The sequence below is a fragment of the Sphingomonas sanguinis genome, from assembly GCF_001476905.1.
GTDB lineage: Bacteria > Pseudomonadota > Alphaproteobacteria > Sphingomonadales > Sphingomonadaceae > Sphingomonas > Sphingomonas sanguinis_B.
Genome location: NZ_LDTE01000002.1, coordinates 1 through 16,303 on the forward strand (window position 1 = coordinate 1; position 16,303 = coordinate 16,303).

Below are 16,303 nucleotides of genomic sequence, written 5' to 3' on the forward strand. Positions count from 1 at the left end.
GGGGGCCGTAGGTCGGGGCGGGGGAATTGCCGGTGCTTGCCGCCGGACCGGCAAAATAGCGGCAAGGCGTTGCCGGAAAGCGGCCTTGCGCCCCTGCCGCTTCCGGCCTGTCCCCTTTGGCTGGGCCAATTGGCACGGGTGTTGCGTATCCCCGCTGGCGAAGAGCGTCTCGCCGGAAAGGAGGAATGACGATGGCCAATGAAACACTGTTCGGCGTGCATGGCGCCGCCCTGGAGGTCCGGGCACAGCGTATGGGTGTGCTGGCATCCAACATCGCCAACGCCTCCACCCCCGGCTTCAAGGCGCGCGACATCGATTTCAAGGCGGCGCTGGCCGCCGTCGAGGGCAGCCAGGATCAGGCGGGCGGCATCGGCGATGCGCTGAAATACCGTGTGCCGCTCCAGACCTCGCTCGACGGCAACACGGTCGAACTCAACCAGGAACAGACCGCCTTCGCCGAGAATGCGGTCCAGTATCAGACGACGCTGTCGTTCCTGAACGGCCGCATCTCCACCATCACCCGTGCGCTGAAGGGCGAGTAAGCCATGGCCACCACCAACCCCATGTCCATCTTCCAGGTCGCCGGGCGCGCCATGTCGGCCCAGCTGATCCGGATGAACACCACCGCGTCCAACCTGGCCAATGCCGGGGGCGTCGCGGGGTCGGCCGATACCGCGTACAAGACGATGAAGCCGGTCTTCCGCACCAGCTTCGACGCCGCGACCGGCCTGTCCACCGTCGATGTCGAGAAGATCGTGACCGCGGGCGAGGACCCGACCAAGCGCCACGATCCGAACAATCCCTTGGCCGACAAGGACGGCAATATCTACGAAGCCGCCGTCGACGAGACCCGCGAGCTGGTCGACATGATGGAGACGGCGCGCACCTATCAGAACAATGTCGAGGTGATGCAGACCGCCAAGTCGCTGATCCTCGATACCCTCAAGCTGGGCCGCTGATCATGACCACTTCGACCACCATGGACTCGACGCTGGACGCGATGGGCATCCGCCGCTCCGGCGCGACCAGCGGCGCGGCGGCCGCGACCCCGGTCAAGAACCCGAACACGCTCGACCAGACGTCCTTCCTGAAGCTGCTGACCGCGCAGCTGCAGAACCAGGACCCGTTCTCGCCGATGGACAACACCCAGATGGTCGCCCAGATGGCGCAGTTCTCCAGCGTGGCGGGCATCTCCGAGATGAACACCACCCTGTCGGCGATGGCCGCCAAGATGAACGGCACGACCAAGGCCGACGCCATGAGCTATGTCGGCAAGACGGTGCTGACCCCCGGATCGGTCGCCTATGGCCGGACCAGCGGCGGCCTGGCCGGCGCGGTCGAGCTGGATCAGGCGGCCTCCAACGTGCTCGTCACCATCTCCGACGCCAAGGGCAATCCGCTGAAGACCCTGTCGCTGGGCGCGCAGAAGGCGGGCACCACCAGCTTCGATTGGGACGGCAAGACCGACGACGGCGCGGAGGCGGGCAGCGGTCCGTTCACCGTCACGCTGAACGCTAATGACGGTGTTTCCGCCGTGTCGGGCCGTCCGCTGGTCTGGGCGCCCGTCCAGTCGGTGTCGATGCCCAGCTCGGGCAACCCCATCCTGACCGTGGCCGGGCTCGGCCAGGTCGACCTCTCCGCCGTCCGCTCGGTCGGCTGAACCCTTTCCCCATCAAGGTACTGAACCCATGTCCTTCTATACCTCGCTGAGCGGTCTCCAAGCTTCGCAGACCGACCTGTCCGTGATCTCGCACAACATCGCGAACGTCGGCACCAACGGCTTCAAGAAGAGCCATGCCCAGTTTGCCGACGTGATGGCGTCGAACTTCGCGACCGACCCGACCAAGCAGGTCGGCTCGGGCGTGGTGGTCAAGGCCAACCGCCAGGAGTTCAAGGAAGGCAATTACAACAATTCGGCCAATGCGCTGGACCTCGCCATTTCGGGTGACGGCTTCTTCGCGGTGCAGAATCCCGGCAAGGGCCCGCTGCAATATACCCGCAACGGCGCGTTCCAGGTCGACCAGCAGAATTACGTGACCGATGCCAGTGGCGGCCGCTTGCAGGTGCTGCCGGTCGATACCGATGGCAACGTCACCGCCACCGGTGTCGATGGCCTGGCCGCGCTGCAGCTGCCCGCGACCAGCGGCGAGCCGATCGCGACCAAGAAGGTGACGATGGACCTCAACCTGTCGAGCACTGCGGCGACGACGCCGATGGCGTTCAACCGGTCCAACCTGGCGACCTACAACAACACCACCATCACCAAGATCTACGACCCGTCGGGCAATGCCATGACGCTGACCAACTATTATGTCCGCAAGCCGTTGCCCGTCGATGCCAATGGCAATGCGATCCAGCCGACCGACGGCAGCAGCACCTGGCAGGTCTACAGCTTCGTCGACGACCAGCAGCTGAAGGTTCAGGGTTCCGCCGACCCGGTCGAGCTGACCTTCGACAAGAACGGCAACATGACCAAGCCGACCGCGCCGGTCACCTTCGACAATTTCACCTCGCACAGCTCGACCGTCTCGCAGCCGCTGACGCTGGACTATACCGGCACGTCGCAGGCGGGCTCGGTCTTCTCGGTCGCCTCGCGCACCCAGGACGGCAAGGCGATCGGCACGCTGACCGGCGTGTCGGTGGGATCGGACGGTCTGGTCGTCGCGTCCTTCTCGAACGGCGAGACCGCCAAGCTGGGCAAGGTGGCGCTGGCCTCGTTCGTCAACATGCCGGGCCTGCGCCAATCGGGCGACAGCTATTGGCAGGCGACCGGCCTGTCGGGCAACCCGAACATCGGCTCGGCGGGCGAGGGCACCTATGGCGCGATCAAGTCGAGCACGCTGGAAGGCTCTAACGTCGACATCACCGAGGAACTGGTCAACCTGATCGCGGCGCAGCGCGATTTCCAGGCGAACGCCAAGGCGCTCGATACCTCGAACCAGATCTCGCAGACGATCTTCAACCTGCGCGGCTGATCTTAGGGGCCGGGGGTAACAGGGAACCGCGATGGACAAGCTGGTCTACACGGCGGCGACGGGTCTGCGGGCGCATATGGCGGCGCAGACCGCGATCGCCAACAACATGGCGAACGCTTCGACGATCGGATTTCGCGCCGATCGCGTCGTGTTCGACCGCATCGACCTGAAGGGCGGCGGCGCGGCGTTCGAGGCGCGGATGCCGACCGCCGACGAGGTGACCGACGCCGATCGCGCGCCGGGCACGGTGCAGCAGACCGGCAACCCGCTGGACGTCGCGGTCGCCACCGGCACCGCCTGGCTGGCGGTGCAGGCGCCCGACGGTTCGGAGGCCTATACAAGGCGGGGCGATCTGGAGGTGACCTCCACGGGCGTGCTGCAGACCGGCGACGGCTATCCGGCGATCGGCCAGAACGGCCCGATCACCGTGCCGCCGTACAATTCGCTGACCATCGCGCCCGACGGCACCGTCTCGATCCTGCCGCTGGGCTCCGGTCCCGATACCCAGCCCCAGGTCATCGACCGGCTGAAGCTGGCCGACACGCGCGGGTCGACCACGGTCAAGGGTCTGGACAATCTGCTGCGCGTGAAGGGCGGGGGCGCCCTGCCGCAGGACATGGACGCCACCGTCCAGTCCGGCGCGCTGGAAGGGTCCAACGTCAACATGACGCAGACGCTGGTCGACATGATCGAGAACCAGCGCAGTTACGAGGTGCAGGCCAACCTCATGAAAGAGGCCAAGTCGTTGGATGAGAACAGCGCATCGCTGATGCGTCTGCCGAGCTGAGGATTAGAGGTTTATGTCGTCCGCCGCCTTGCACGTCGCGCGCACCGGGCTCGATGCCCAGGATATGCGTATGCGGGTCATCTCGAACAACCTGGCCAACGTCAACACGACCGGGTTCAAGCGCGACCGCGCCGCCTTCGAGACGCTGGCCTATCAGGTCGTCACCGCGCCAGGCGCGGCCAGCTCGACCGAGAGCAAATATGCGACCGGCCTGAACGTCGGCACCGGTGTGCGGGTCCAGGGAACCGCGCGCATCAACACCCAGGGCGCGATGCAGACCACCAACAACAGCCTCGACCTGGCGATCGATGGCGACGGCTTCTTCCAGGTGCAGATGCCGGGCGGGACGCTGGGCTATACCCGCGCGGGCAATTTCTCGCGCTCGGCCGAGGGGCTGCTAGTCACGTCCGAGGGGTATCAGGTGATGCCCGGCATCACCGTGCCGGAGGGGACGACCCAGATCACCATCGGCACCGACGGCACCGTGTCGGCGACGCTGGCCGGACAGACCGCGCCCGCCCAGATCGGCCAGATCCAGATCGCCAGCTTTCCGAACTCGGCCGGGCTGCAGGCCAAGGGCGACAATTATTTGACCGAGACCGCCGCATCGGGTGCCGCGAACATGGGCGTCGCCGGGCTCGAGGGGCGCGGCCAGATCCGCCAGGGCATGCTCGAAGGCTCGAACGTCAACGTCGTCGAGGAGCTGGTCGACATGATCGAAACGCAGCGCGCCTATGAGGTGAACTCGAAGATGATCAAGTCGACCGATGAAATGCTCCAGTACGCCAACCAGAATCTGTGATCATGACCTTCCGCTTTCCCACGCTTCGCTTCCCCTACTGGACCGAGCTGGCGCTGTCGGCAGCGGCGGGCACGCTGGTCGTCGCCGCGCTGGCGCCGATCCCGGCCCATGCCAGCCTGTTCGGCAAGAAGAAGCCCGTCGAGGACTTCACCACCGTGCGCCCCGCGCCTGTGCCGATGCAGCCGGTCGCCCAGCCCAATGGCGGCATCTTCCAGGTGTCGGACGGCTATGCCGCCCTCTACGAAGGCTGGCGCGCGCGCCGGGTCGGCGATCCGCTGACCATCATCCTGGTCGAGCGGACCGCCGCGTCCAAGTCGGCGGGCTCGAAGCTGGGGTCCAAGGGCGACCTGGGCCTGGCCCCGCCGGTTACCGGGCCGCTGGGGTCGCTGCTCAAGTCGACCGATATCGGCATGAGCGGCAGCCGCAACTTCACCGGCCAGGGTGCCGCCGACCAGTCCAACTCGCTGTCGGGCGAGATCAGCGTGACCGTGGCGCAGGTGTTCCCCAACGGCACCATGCTGGTCCAGGGGCAGAAGCGCGTGACGCTGAACCGCGGCGACGAGTTCATCCAGATCAAGGGGCTGGTCCGCATGGCCGATGTCGGCATCGACAACCGCGTCGAATCGACCCGCGTCGCCGATGCGCAGATCGCCTATACCGGCAAGGGCGACGTCGCCCGCGCCAGCCGCCAGGGGTGGTTGAGCCGCTTCTTCTCGGCCGTCAGCCCGTTCTGAGGCATCAGAGACATGATCTTCCGCTTCCTCGCCGCCCTTGTCGCCACGCTCCTGATCGCAGGGCCGGCCTCGGCCGACCGCATCAAGGACCTGGGCGGGTTCCAGGGCATCCGTACCAACCAGCTGACCGGTTACGGCGTCGTCGTGGGCCTGCCCGGCACGGGTGACGACAATCTGGAATATACCGTCCAGTCGTTGAAGGCGGTCGTCTCGCGCTTCGGCTTGCAGCTGCCGCCCAATGCCAATCCGGGCATGAAGAATGCCGCGGTGGTGATGGTCACGGCCGAGCTGCCGCCCTTCGCCAAGCCGGGGCAGAAGCTGGACATCACCGTCTCGTCGATGGGCAAGGCCAAGTCGCTTCGCGGCGGCGCGCTGATCCTGACCCCGCTTCAGGGTGCCGACGGCCAGATCTATGCGATGGCGCAGGGCAATCTGGCGGTCGGCGGTCTGGGGGCCGAGGGTGCGGACGGGTCGAAGATCGTCGTCAACGTCCCCTCGACCGGCCGCATTCCCGAAGGGGCGACGGTCGAACGTGCCGTCGCCACCGGGTTCGACACCGCGCCGACCCTGACCTTCAACCTGGCGCGCGCCGACTTCACCACCGCGCAGAACGTCGCCCAGGCGATCAACGCACGCCTCGGGCTGGGCACGGCCCAGGCGATGGATGCCGTATCGGTCGCGGTCCGCGCGCCGATGGGCGCCGATGTCCGCGCCACGCTGATGTCGGAGATCGAGAATCTCGACGTCACCTCGGCCGAGCCACCCGCCAAGGTGATCGTCAATGCCCGCACCGGCACCGTCGTCATCAACTCGGCCGTCCGGGTCGGCCCGGCGGCGGTCACCCATGGCAAGCTGACCGTGAAGATCGACGAGAATCAGCGCGTCAGCCAGCCGGGTCCGCTCAGCGGCGGTCAGACCGCCATCACCCAGAAATCGGGTGTCTCGATCGAGGAAGAGAAGCGCCCGATGTTCATCGTCGCCCCCGGCCCCAAGCTGGCCGATGTGGTGAAGGCGGTGAACGCGATCGGCGCGGCTCCGTCCGACCTGGTCGCCATCCTCGAAGCGCTGAAGGAAGCCGGAGCCCTCAAGGCGGAGTTGATCATCCTGTGACGCAGAGCATCGCATCCACGCCCGCCATGGCCCCGATCACCGGGACCGTCTCCACCGATACCAAGCGGCTGTCGAACAGCGCCAATCTCGACAAGGCGGGCACCCAGTTCGAGGCGATCTTCAACGGCATGATGCTGAAGGCCATGCGCCAGACCAAGCTGGGCGACACGCTGTTCGAGTCGCAGGCGCTCGACACGTTTCGCGACATGCAGGACCAGCAGGTGGCCCAGACCATGGCCGAACATGCCCCGATGGGCATCGGCAAGGCGGTGACCGCATTCCTGGCCAAGTCGCAACCCAAAATTAACCAAGCACAACCTATCGCATAAACCATGAGCGACCTGCTTCACATCGGCGCCTCGGGCGTGCGGGCGTATCAGACCGCGTTGACGGCGGTTGGCGAGAATATCGCCAACACCGGCACCGACGGCTATTCGCGTCGCACGGTCACGCTGCGTGAAGTCGGCACCACGGGTGGGGCGACCAGCAACCGGCTGTCGCCCGGTGCCGGGGTCACGGTCGACGGCATCGCCCGCGCGACCGACACCTATCTGACGGCCGGTCTGCGCACCGCGACTTCGGACCTGGGGCGCAGTGAAGCGGGCTCCGTCTGGCTCAGCCGAATCCAGGACGTGATGACCGGCAACAAGGTGTCGGACCAGCTGACCGGTTTCTTCACCGCCGCGCGCAACATGGCATCGGACCCCACGTCCAGCGCGCTACGCACCAACATGATCGAAGCCGCCACGTCGGCGGCTTTCGCGTTTACGGCGACCGACAAGGCGTTCGACGCGACCGAGGCGGATTTCGACGGCCAGGCGCGCGATGCGGCCCAGGGGCTGTCGTCGCTGGCCGTGTCGCTTTCGCGCGTGAACGACGGCCTGACCCGGACCCAGGCGGGCACCGCCACCTCGGCGCAGCTGGCCGACCAGCGCGACCAGATCCTGTCGCAGATGAGCGGCCTGTCCGACGTCAACGTGACGCTCGACGAGCTGGGACGCGCCACGGTGCGGATCGGCGACCGGGCAGGGCCGATCCTGGCCTCGCCCGATACGCTGGGTTCGGTCAGCTATAACCGGCTGACCGGTGGCGGGATCAGCTTCACCGTCGCCTCGCAGGGCAAGGTGTCCCAGGTGGTGCCGTCGGGCGGGACGCTGGGCGGACTGGTCGACGGGGCGGAGCGAATCTCGGCGATGCGCGACAGCTTCACCCAGGTCGCCCAGGACTTTGCGGCCACGATGAACACGCTCCAGTCCAAGGGCGAGGATGCCAGCGGCGCGACCGGGCGGCCGATGTTCACCATGGCGTCGAGCGGCGCGTCGATGACCGTCGCCCTGACCGACGCGTCGCAGATCGCGGCGGCGGGGAGCGGCAAGGGGCCGCGCAACACCGACAATCTCTCGGCGATCGAGGCGTCGCGCTACACGGGCAAGTTCGAAGGCCGGCTGACCGATATCGTCACCGAAAATGCCTCCAGCCTGAAGCAGCGGCAGACGATCGCCGACGCCCAGTCCTCGATTCGCGACGGGGCCAAGGCTGCCCTGGCCGGTGCGACCGGCGTCACGCTGGATAATGAGGCCGTATCGCTGATGCGGTTTCAGCAAGCCTATTCCGCGTCGGGCCGCGTCATCCAGGTCGCACGCGATATCTTCCAGTCCATCCTCGAAATCCGGTGACGGTGATGCAGATTTCCAACTCCACCTCCACCCTTTATGAGAGCACCACGAAGCGCATGGCGGCCCTGCAGGGCAAGGCCAATGAGCTGATGGTGCAGAACGCGACCGGCAAGCGGCTGATAAAACCCTCCGACGATGCCGCCGCGTCGGCGCAGATCGCGCAGCTCGACCGCGCCGATGCCGATTCGGCCGTCTACAAGGGCAATCTGAACCTCGCCAAATCGGTGTTGCAGCAGGTCGACACGACCCTGGGGTCGATCGGCGACCAGTTGAAGAACGCCGCCGAGATCGCGACCAAGGCCGCCAACGGCACGCTCAGCGACTATGACCGTTCGGTGCTGGGCGACCAGCTGATCGCGATCCGCGACCAGCTGGTCCAGCTAGGCAATACCCGTGACATGCGCAACCAACCGCTGTTCGGCACGGTCGACGGCACCAATGCGGTGCAGTTGAACAACGGCACGGCCAGCTATGCCGATTCGCAGGTCTCGGCGGTCCCCATCGACCGCGACCAGACGGTCGAGGTGACGGTCAGCGCCAAACAGGTCTTCCAGTCGGGCAGCAGCGACACCTTCACGGTGCTCAACAACCTGATCACCGGTCTGAAGACGCCCGGCACGCCCGCCGCCACGTTGAGCAGCGCGATCGACCAGCTGAACGCCGCCAACAACAATGTCGCCACGGTCCAGGCGTCGGTCGGCGCGCGCGAAACCCGCGTCACCTTGCAGGAAAGCCTGATGCAGGGCGCTGCCACTGATCGCGCCACGCTGCGCTCCAGTGTCGAGGACGTCGATATCGCCAGCAACATCGCCCAGTTGCAGCAGACGATGACCGTGCTGCAGGCGACGCAGGCGAGCTTCAGCAAGCTGGCCGGGCTGTCGCTGTTCGATTATCTGAAATAATCGTCATCGGCGCGGACATCCTTTCCGGCGCGGTAACCCTATGGTGACCAAATCGCGGTAATCCAGACATCTGACGGCCCTTGTGCCGCTTCCTTCTGGAGAATCGGTCCACCATGTTTCCTGCCATCGGCCTTGTCATCCTGCTCGGCATGGTCTTCGGCGGCTTCGCCATTACTGGCGGCGCGCTGGGGCCTGTGTTCGAGGCGATTCCCCACGAAATGCTCATCATCGGCGGCGCGGCCGTCGGTGCGCTCGTCATCGGCAATAGCGGTGCCGAGCTGAAGGCGCTGGGCGGCGCGATGGGCAAGATCTTCAAGGGCCCCAAATACAAGAAGCAGGACTATCTCGACGTCATCTTCCTGGTGTCCAAGCTGATGAAGCTGCTGCGCACCGAAGGGCCGATCGCGCTGGAACCGCATGTCGAGGACCCCAAGTCCTCCTCCGTGTTCGCCGAATACCCGCGCCTGGTCGCCGACCATACGCTGGTCAACCTGATCGCCGATACGCTGCGCCTGGTCGTCGTCTCGTCCGGCACGCTCGACGTGCACGCGGTCGAGGAGGTCATGGACAATGCCATCAAGACCCATCACCACGAGGTGGAGGGGCCGCAGGGCACGCTGCAGAGCCTGGCCGACTCGCTGCCCGCGCTGGGTATCGTCGCGGCCGTGCTCGGCATCGTGAAGACCATGGGCTCGATCGACAAGCCGCCGAGCGTGCTGGGCGGGATGATCGGCTCGGCGCTGGTCGGCACCTTCATGGGCGTGTTGCTGGCTTACGGCATCGTCAATCCGTTCGCGGGCCGCCTGAAGCAGGTGATCGACGCCGACGCCGCCATCTATCACGTCGTCAAGCAGATCATCATCGCCTCGCTCCACGGTCATCCGCAGCCGCTGGTCATCGAGGCGGCGCGTTCGGGCATCAAGCACAAGGACCAGCCTGGCTTCGCCGAGGTGTTCGACGGCCTGCGGGGACGCTAAGCCATGGCGCGCGCACCGCACGGCAAGAACGAGCCGCCCAAGATCGTCATCGTCAAGAAGATCATCGCCGATGGTCATGGCGGGCATCATGGCGGTGCGTGGAAGGTCGCCTATGCCGACTTCGTGACCGCGATGATGGCGTTCTTCCTGTTGCTCTGGCTGCTGGGCGCGACGACCGAGAAGCAGCGCAAGGGCATCGCCGATTATTTCGCGCCGACCCTGCTCGACACCCGTTCGATGGGCGTCGGCGGCGGTGCGCTGAACGGCGGTCCGGGGGCGGGCGACAAGTCCAGCGGCGCGAGCGGCATCGTGCAGCTGATCGTGCCCAAGATGACGCCCGATGGCGGCGAAAAGGCGGGAACCGGCGACAAGGGCTCGCTGCGCAACCCCAATTCGGTCGCCGTGGATCGCAAGAAGTTCGCCGAGCTGCAAAAGGCGCTCGAGAAGAAGATGAACATGACGCCGGAGCTCAAGCGCCTGGCCAAGCATATCCGCTTCATCCCGACCCAGAACGGCCTGCGCATCGATCTGGTCGACAATGCCGATTATTCGATGTTCGCCAGCGGCACGACCCAGCTGGAGCCCGAGGCGTCCGCGCTGATCGGCACCATCGCCCAGTCGATCGCGGGGCTGCCCAACACGATCATGATCCGGGGCCATACCGACAGCCTGGGCTATGGCGATCCGCGCGCGATGAACAACTGGATGCTGTCGTCCAGCCGCGCCGAGTCGACCCGCCGTCGCTTGGCCGCCGGGGGTATCCCCGAAGCACGCTTCGAGCGGATCGAGGGCGTCGCCGACCGCGAACCGATCATCAGCGACAACCCGTCCGACCCGCGCAACCGCCGCGTCGCGATCACCCTGCTCTATCGCAAGGGCAGCTTCGGGCAGTAAGCGCGCGCCCATCGCTCATCGATGGCGTGCCCGAAGCGCGAAAAGCACGGGCTTATCGGGCTGCGTCGCCCCGAAGGTGCCTGGGCCAGTGCCGCCGTGCGGCAAGGCGGCTGGCCAGCACCGACGTGATCCGGCTGGTCGAAAATCCTTGCCGCCTCCAGATAAAGCGAAACCCGCCCGACGGGCCCTGCTCCGGGAGATGAGCGGGGTCGTCGGACGGGTCTCAGGCGATCGGTTGATCGCGGTGACGCTTATTCGGCGTCGGCGGCGTCCGCCTTGCGCGACTTGCGGGCGGCCGGGGCGTTGGCGGTGTTGCGCGGACCGGGCTTGCGGCCCAGGCCGATCTTCTTGGCCATTGCGCGACGGCTTTCCGAATAGCTCTCGGCGACCATCGGATAATCCGGCTTCAGGCCATAACGCTCGCGATATTCTTCCGGCGTCAGGCCGTGGGTCGCGAGGTGGCGGCGCAGCGTCTTATAGGGCTTGCCGTCGATCATCGAGACGATGTGATCCTTCGAGGCCAGCGACTTACGAACCGACACGGCCGGAACATATTCGGTTGGCGTTTCGACATCGGCGGTCTGCGGCGCAGAACCCAGCAACGAAGACACGGTTTCGTGCATCTTGTGCAGGAAAGCCGGAACCTCTTCCGACGAGGTGCGGGTATTGGGGTTGCCCAGCCACGCAATGGTCAGTTCGGTTGCCAGTTCTACGGCATTCACATCGATAGGGTCGTCGGCCATGATACGCTCCTGTTAAAGATCGCCGTGACCTAACCGTCCATCGCGTGGCGTCAACCTTTGAATAGGAAAATGGAGCAAAAAACAGCAAATCGACGACAGTTTTATTTAGAAAGGCTGATCGGATAATTGCCAAAAGCAAAGCAATAACGGCGAAAATGGCCGCTTCGCTATTGTCCGACCGATCCGACATTCAGGATGCCAGGACGAATAGGATCGCAGATGAAATCCTGGTCATATATGATGGTGGGCGCCCCATGCGCGCCGACGCGATGCGCAAAATTCAACCGATTGCAAATCATGCAACTAAAATTGATGAGGTTGCATTTGTGTTAATCGCAAAGCTCCGCCAGAGAGAGCGGGCCTTTCAGGCATCCTCTCCTAAAAACTTTCACGGCTGGTCCTCGGACCAGCCTTTTTTTTGACTTGCTTCCGCCGCGTATCGGCCTAGGCTACCCCATCGCCGCGCACCAAATATAAGACAAGCAGGAGTGGAAGCCGCCGGGAAACCGGCACCCGCGCGTCGGTGCCGGGGGTTGAGCGACATTTCGCTCCCCCCGTTCTTGCCATCAACATTGTCGATTGGGGCCGCTCAGGCGGAGCGGCCCGATGTCGCGCCACAAGCTCGCCGCGTGGGTTCAGCCCTTGTTGCCGGACGACGGCCGATGCAGAAACTGGTCGAGCGCGGACAATGCCATTCCCGCAAAGGCGGCCATCTCCGGCATGCCGGAACGGGTGGTTCCCCCCGATTGCGGCCCCTGAGCGGCTTCACCGGGCTGCGTTCCCTGACTGGCCTCGTCCTTCTGCGGATCATGTGTCGGAGCGGCGGCCGGTTCGTCGGTGGTGCGCCGTCCCGTCTCGCGGGCGATGGCGGAGGCCGCAACGATCAGGCCGGTGGCGAGCAGCTGCCGTCCCGCCGGGCTGCGCGCCTGGTCGAGCAGGACCTGGCCGATCCGGTGCAGGGACGACGAGCCGGAGGAAGCGGCCGGTTCGTCCTGCGCGGCCTTTTTCTGCTTCTTCTTATGCTTCTTCTTGCCCATGAGCGTCCCGGCTTCCTAAGTGTGTTTCCAATATAATACACGTCGGGCGTGGTTCAAGTCGTGTCAGCCGCCCAGCGCCCGGGCGCGGCGGCGCTGGACCGAACTACCGATGCCCATCGCCTCGCGATATTTGGCGACCGTCCGGCGCGCGATATCGAAACCCTTGGCCTGGAGCAGTTCGACCAAGGTATCGTCCGACAGGATCTTGGCGCCCTCGTTCGCGATCAGCGTTTTGATCGCGCTCTTCACCGCCTCGGCCGACACCGCATCGCCGCCATCCGCCGCCGCGATGCCGCTGGTGAAGAAGAATTTCAGCTCGAACAGCCCGCGCGCACAGCTGAGATACTTGTTGCTGGTCACCCGGCTGACGGTCGATTCATGCATCCCGATCGCCTCCGCGACCCGCGCCAGGGTCAGCGGGCGCAGATGCGCGACTCCGTGCAGGAAGAAGGCCTCCTGCTGCTTCACGATTTCGGTCGCGACGCGGATGATCGTGCGCTGGCGCTGGTCGAGCGCCTTCATCAGCCAGTTGGCATTGGCCAGGCAATCGGCCAGCCACGCCTTCGACCCCTTGTCCTGCGGTCCGTGGCGCAGTTCCTGGTAATAGCGCCGATTGACCAGCACGCGGGGCAGGGTGGCGGTGTTCAGCTCGATGCCCCAGCCCGCCTTGGTCCGCGTGACGAACAGGTCGGGCACCACCGCCCGCGCCGGTTCGCCGCCATAGCGACAACCGGGCTTGGGATCGTAGCCACGCAGCTCGCGGATCATGTCCGCCATATCCTCGTCATCGACCCCGCAGAGCCGTTTCAGCCGAACAAGGTCGCCGCGCGCCAGCAGGTCGAGATTGGCGATGAGCCTGGCCATGCAGGGATCGTAACGGTCGACCTCCTTGGCCTGCAGCGCCAGGCATTCGGCCAGGTCGCGCGCGCCGACGCCGGTCGGGTCCAGGCCCTGGACGACCGACAGCACCGATTCGACCCGCGCGATCGACACGCCCAGCCGCTCGGCGATCTCCGCCAGCGGCACGGTCAGATAGCCCGCCTCGTCCAGCTGGTCGATGATGTGCGCCGCGATGGTCAGCTCGACCCCCGACAGGATCAGCGCGACCTGCGCCTCCAGATGCTCAGCCAGATTGGGCGCGTCGTCGGGCAGCGAATCCCAGTCGGGGCCGTCTTCGCCGCCCAAGCCTCCGCTGCTCGTCCCGTTCAGCGACAGGCCGCCATCGGGGCCGGTGCCGCCATCGACCACGCTGTCCTGCTGGTGGCTCTCGGTCGCATAATCCAGGTCGAGCCCGCGATCCTCGGCGGGCGCGGTGCCCGCGACCAGTTCGTCGGCACCCGCCGGAGCCTCGCGCTCGGGGCGCTCCGGCGTCGCCACCTCGCGCACGGCGGTCGCATCGAGCAGGGGGTTCTTCTCCACCTCCTCGGCGATGAACGCTTCGATCTCCAGATTGGACAGCGTCAGCAGCTTGATCGCCTGCTGAAGCTGCGGCGTCATGACCAGCGACTGCGACTGGCGGATATCGAGGCGCGGGGCGAGGCTCATCCCGCCGTTTCCGCGCCGGTCATGCCATCAGGTGCGGATCGACGGACGGCGTTCATCGGATCAGAGCGAAAAGCCCTCGCCAAGATAGAGGCGGCGGACATTGGCGTCGGCAACCAGTTCCTCCGGCGATCCGGTGAACAGCACCCGCCCGTCATAGATGATGTAGGCGCGGTCGACGATGTCCAGCGTCTCGCGGACATTATGGTCGGTGATCAGCACCCCGATGTCGCGCCGCTTCAGATCCTTCACCAAGTCGCGGATGTCGGCGATCGAGATGGGGTCGATGCCCGCGAACGGTTCGTCGAGCAGCATGATCGACGGATCGGCGGCCAGCGCCCGCGCGATTTCCGCGCGGCGCCGCTCGCCGCCCGACAGCGCCATGGCGGGCGCGGCGCGCAGGCGGGTCAGGCCGAATTCCTCCAGCAGCTTGTCGAGCTTGCGCGCGCGCTCGGCCGGATCGGGCTCGGCCAGCTCCAGCACGGTCAGGATGTTCTTCTCGATCGAGAGCCCGCGAAAGATCGAGGTTTCCTGCGGCAGATAACCCAGGCCCAGGATCGCGCGGCGATACATGGGCAGGCCGGTGATATCCTCGCCGTCCAGCATGATGCGGCCCGAATCGGGCTTCACCAGCCCCATGACCGAATAGAAGCAGGTCGTCTTGCCCGCGCCATTGGGGCCGAGCAGCCCGATCACCTCGCCGCGCCCGACCGACACCGACACGTCGGTCAGGACGGTGCGCTTGTCATAGCTCTTGGCGATCGACACGACCTGCAGGCCATGGGCGACCGGCGGCTCCGATACGGGGCTGGTGCGATGGCCCGAGCGCTGATCGGCTTCGCGAATCGGGGTTTCCATGTCCATCGGCCGGTACTTTCCTTAGCTGGCGGCACGTTAGCGCGAGGCAGGCGCCCGCGTCACGCCTCAGTTGCGATCGGGGACCGAGAAGGTGCCCGTGACCCGGCCCGACGGCGCGCGCGTGACCGTGCCGCCGCTGCCCGACGACGCGCCGCCCGCGACCGACGATCCGTCGATCACCGCGCGACCGGTGTCGAGATTGATGGTCAGGCGACCGCCGTTCACCGTGTTGCCGTCCTGGGTCAGGGTGACATTGCCCAGCATGGTGATGACCCGGCGATTGAGGTCGTAGATGCCGTAATTCGCGCGCGCGGTCTGGTTGGGGCGCTTGACGACGACATTGCCCGATGCCTCGAACCGCGAGACCTGCGGCTTTCCGCCGATCACCTGGCCGGTATAGATGATGACCACCCGCGCGGCGGTCAGCGTCATTTCCGCCTGGCGCAGCGAGACATTGCCCGTCAGGACGCCGCGATTCTGCTTGTCCTGCAACTCGATCACGTCCGCGCCGAAATCGACGGGCGCGCGGCTGTTGTGCTTGCCCTGCGCGATCGCGGAGCCTGCCAGGACGAGAAGGGCCGGAGCCGCGACGGCAAAGAGCTTGTGCATAGGCGGCTATTTCGTGCTTTACGGCACGATGCGCAAGCGGGCGTTGCCTTCCAGGCGAACGGTGCGGTTTTCCAGGTCGGCGCGCAGCCGGTTGGCGCTGAAATTGCCCTGCGGCACGCGGCCGGTCACCGCGCCGCCCGACACCAAGGTGCGCTGTTGCAGGTCGATCGTCGCGTCATGCGTCTGAAGGTCGTATCCGCCCGCCGACTTGAAATCGAGCGGCCCGTCCAGCTTCACTTGCTCGGTGCGCATGTCATAACGGCCCGAATCGGCGCTGACCGTGGCCGGGCCGTCCGACAGGCTGATCGCGGCGGCCAGCTTGTTGAGCTGCACCACCGGCTCGGCCGAGCTGCGCTGGATCGCTGAGCCCGCGTCGAGCGAGAAGGGCTGGCCCTTGTCGTCGACGCCGCGATATTGCGCCGCCTGGATCTTCAGCCGCTCCTTGGCGACCTCGACCTTCTTCTTGTCGAGGACGAACGACACCTCGTTCGAGGCATAGATGGGCGCCATTACCAGAAAGGCCGAAAGCACGCCGATCGCGCTCGGCAGCATCCAGCGCGCCACCCGGACGAATCGGTCGTGGCGGCTGCCGGGCGCGGCCCAGCGCTGGCGCTGGGTGCGGACGCGGTCGGCGATCTCGGACATGCAGGCTCCCTG

General features: G+C 66.0%; 20 protein-coding genes. 14 read left to right on the top strand and 6 right to left on the bottom strand.

All coding sequences use genetic code 11. The annotated features are described in order from the left end of the window. Positions 1-191 precede the first annotated feature (191 nt). The 13 genes from SB4_RS00940 to SB4_RS01000 all read left to right on the top strand — a co-directional run bounded on the left by SB4_RS00940 (position 192) and on the right by SB4_RS01000 (position 10,857). Positions 192-542, top strand: a complete 351-nt coding sequence (locus tag SB4_RS00940) for a flagellar basal body rod protein FlgB (protein ID WP_058717210.1) — start codon at positions 192-194, stop codon at positions 540-542. 3 nt (positions 543-545) lie between these two features. Continuing rightward, positions 546-959 (top strand): flagellar basal body rod protein FlgC, encoded by a 414-nt coding sequence (flgC, locus tag SB4_RS00945; protein WP_058717172.1) that lies wholly within the window; start codon positions 546-548, stop codon positions 957-959. Between the two features lie 2 nt (positions 960-961). Beyond that, complete coding sequence (locus SB4_RS00950; protein WP_058751036.1) at positions 962-1,660, top strand: flagellar hook assembly protein FlgD; 699 nt, start codon at positions 962-964, stop codon at positions 1,658-1,660. Positions 1,661-1,688: 28 nt separating this feature from the next. Then, positions 1,689-2,975, top strand: coding sequence for a flagellar hook protein FlgE (locus tag SB4_RS00955; protein ID WP_058717174.1), 1,287 nt, complete (start codon positions 1,689-1,691; stop codon positions 2,973-2,975). Positions 2,976-3,006: 31 nt separating this feature from the next. Beyond that, positions 3,007-3,762: a flagellar basal body rod protein FlgF gene (locus SB4_RS00960; protein ID WP_058751037.1), complete on the top strand. Its 756-nt coding sequence runs from the start codon at positions 3,007-3,009 to the stop codon at positions 3,760-3,762. 13 nt (positions 3,763-3,775) lie between these two features. Then, the gene (gene flgG, locus SB4_RS00965) at positions 3,776-4,564 is read left to right on the top strand and encodes a flagellar basal-body rod protein FlgG (protein WP_058717176.1); all 789 of its coding nucleotides are present in this window, start codon (positions 3,776-3,778) and stop codon (positions 4,562-4,564) included. A gap of 2 nt (positions 4,565-4,566) precedes the next feature. Continuing rightward, on the top strand, positions 4,567-5,298 hold the full coding sequence (locus tag SB4_RS00970) for a flagellar basal body L-ring protein FlgH (RefSeq protein WP_082669880.1): 732 nt from the start codon (positions 4,567-4,569) through the stop codon (positions 5,296-5,298). Positions 5,299-5,310: 12 nt separating this feature from the next. Continuing rightward, on the top strand, positions 5,311-6,408 hold the full coding sequence (locus SB4_RS00975; RefSeq protein WP_058732272.1) for a flagellar basal body P-ring protein FlgI: 1,098 nt from the start codon (positions 5,311-5,313) through the stop codon (positions 6,406-6,408). Further along, positions 6,405-6,737, top strand: a complete 333-nt coding sequence (locus SB4_RS00980) for a rod-binding protein (protein WP_241488433.1) — start codon at positions 6,405-6,407, stop codon at positions 6,735-6,737. Before SB4_RS00975 ends, SB4_RS00980 begins: the two co-directional genes overlap by 4 nt. Positions 6,738-6,740: 3 nt before the next feature. Then, complete coding sequence (gene flgK / locus SB4_RS00985; protein ID WP_058717178.1) at positions 6,741-8,084, top strand: flagellar hook-associated protein FlgK; 1,344 nt, start codon at positions 6,741-6,743, stop codon at positions 8,082-8,084. A 5-nt stretch (positions 8,085-8,089) separates the two neighbouring features. Next, positions 8,090-8,986, top strand: a complete 897-nt coding sequence (locus SB4_RS00990; RefSeq protein WP_058751038.1) for a flagellin N-terminal helical domain-containing protein — start codon at positions 8,090-8,092, stop codon at positions 8,984-8,986. A 113-nt stretch (positions 8,987-9,099) separates the two neighbouring features. Further along, positions 9,100-9,963 (top strand): flagellar motor stator protein MotA, encoded by an 864-nt coding sequence (gene motA / locus SB4_RS00995; RefSeq protein ID WP_058717179.1) that lies wholly within the window; start codon positions 9,100-9,102, stop codon positions 9,961-9,963. A 3-nt stretch (positions 9,964-9,966) separates the two neighbouring features. Next, complete coding sequence (locus SB4_RS01000; protein ID WP_058751039.1) at positions 9,967-10,857, top strand: flagellar motor protein MotB; 891 nt, start codon at positions 9,967-9,969, stop codon at positions 10,855-10,857. Between the two features lie 251 nt (positions 10,858-11,108). Here the strand turns inward: SB4_RS01000 and SB4_RS01005 are convergent, their stop codons facing one another. Further along, positions 11,109-11,600: a Ros/MucR family transcriptional regulator gene (locus tag SB4_RS01005; RefSeq protein WP_058717181.1), complete on the bottom strand. Its 492-nt coding sequence runs from the start codon at positions 11,598-11,600 to the stop codon at positions 11,109-11,111. A 254-nt stretch (positions 11,601-11,854) separates the two neighbouring features. On the opposite strand from SB4_RS01005, the gene SB4_RS19865 reads away from it, so the two are divergent. Further along, positions 11,855-12,022 (top strand): hypothetical protein, encoded by a 168-nt coding sequence (locus tag SB4_RS19865; RefSeq protein ID WP_193753707.1) that lies wholly within the window; start codon positions 11,855-11,857, stop codon positions 12,020-12,022. A 213-nt stretch (positions 12,023-12,235) separates the two neighbouring features. Here SB4_RS19865 and SB4_RS01010 read toward each other — a convergent pair whose 3' ends face one another. The 5 genes from SB4_RS01010 to lptC form a co-directional block, all read right to left on the bottom strand. Next, complete coding sequence (locus SB4_RS01010) at positions 12,236-12,637, bottom strand: hypothetical protein (protein ID WP_058751040.1); 402 nt, start codon at positions 12,635-12,637, stop codon at positions 12,236-12,238. Positions 12,638-12,700: 63 nt separating this feature from the next. After that, on the bottom strand, positions 12,701-14,182 hold the full coding sequence (rpoN, locus tag SB4_RS01015) for an RNA polymerase factor sigma-54 (protein WP_058751041.1): 1,482 nt from the start codon (positions 14,180-14,182) through the stop codon (positions 12,701-12,703). A gap of 60 nt (positions 14,183-14,242) precedes the next feature. Next, positions 14,243-15,043 (bottom strand): LPS export ABC transporter ATP-binding protein, encoded by an 801-nt coding sequence (lptB, locus tag SB4_RS01020; protein WP_153002894.1) that lies wholly within the window; start codon positions 15,041-15,043, stop codon positions 14,243-14,245. Between the two features lie 60 nt (positions 15,044-15,103). Next, on the bottom strand, positions 15,104-15,646 hold the full coding sequence (locus tag SB4_RS01025) for an LptA/OstA family protein (RefSeq protein ID WP_058717185.1): 543 nt from the start codon (positions 15,644-15,646) through the stop codon (positions 15,104-15,106). An 18-nt stretch (positions 15,647-15,664) separates the two neighbouring features. Beyond that, positions 15,665-16,291: an LPS export ABC transporter periplasmic protein LptC gene (gene lptC / locus SB4_RS01030; protein ID WP_058751042.1), complete on the bottom strand. Its 627-nt coding sequence runs from the start codon at positions 16,289-16,291 to the stop codon at positions 15,665-15,667. Between the last annotated feature and the right edge of the window lie 12 nt (positions 16,292-16,303).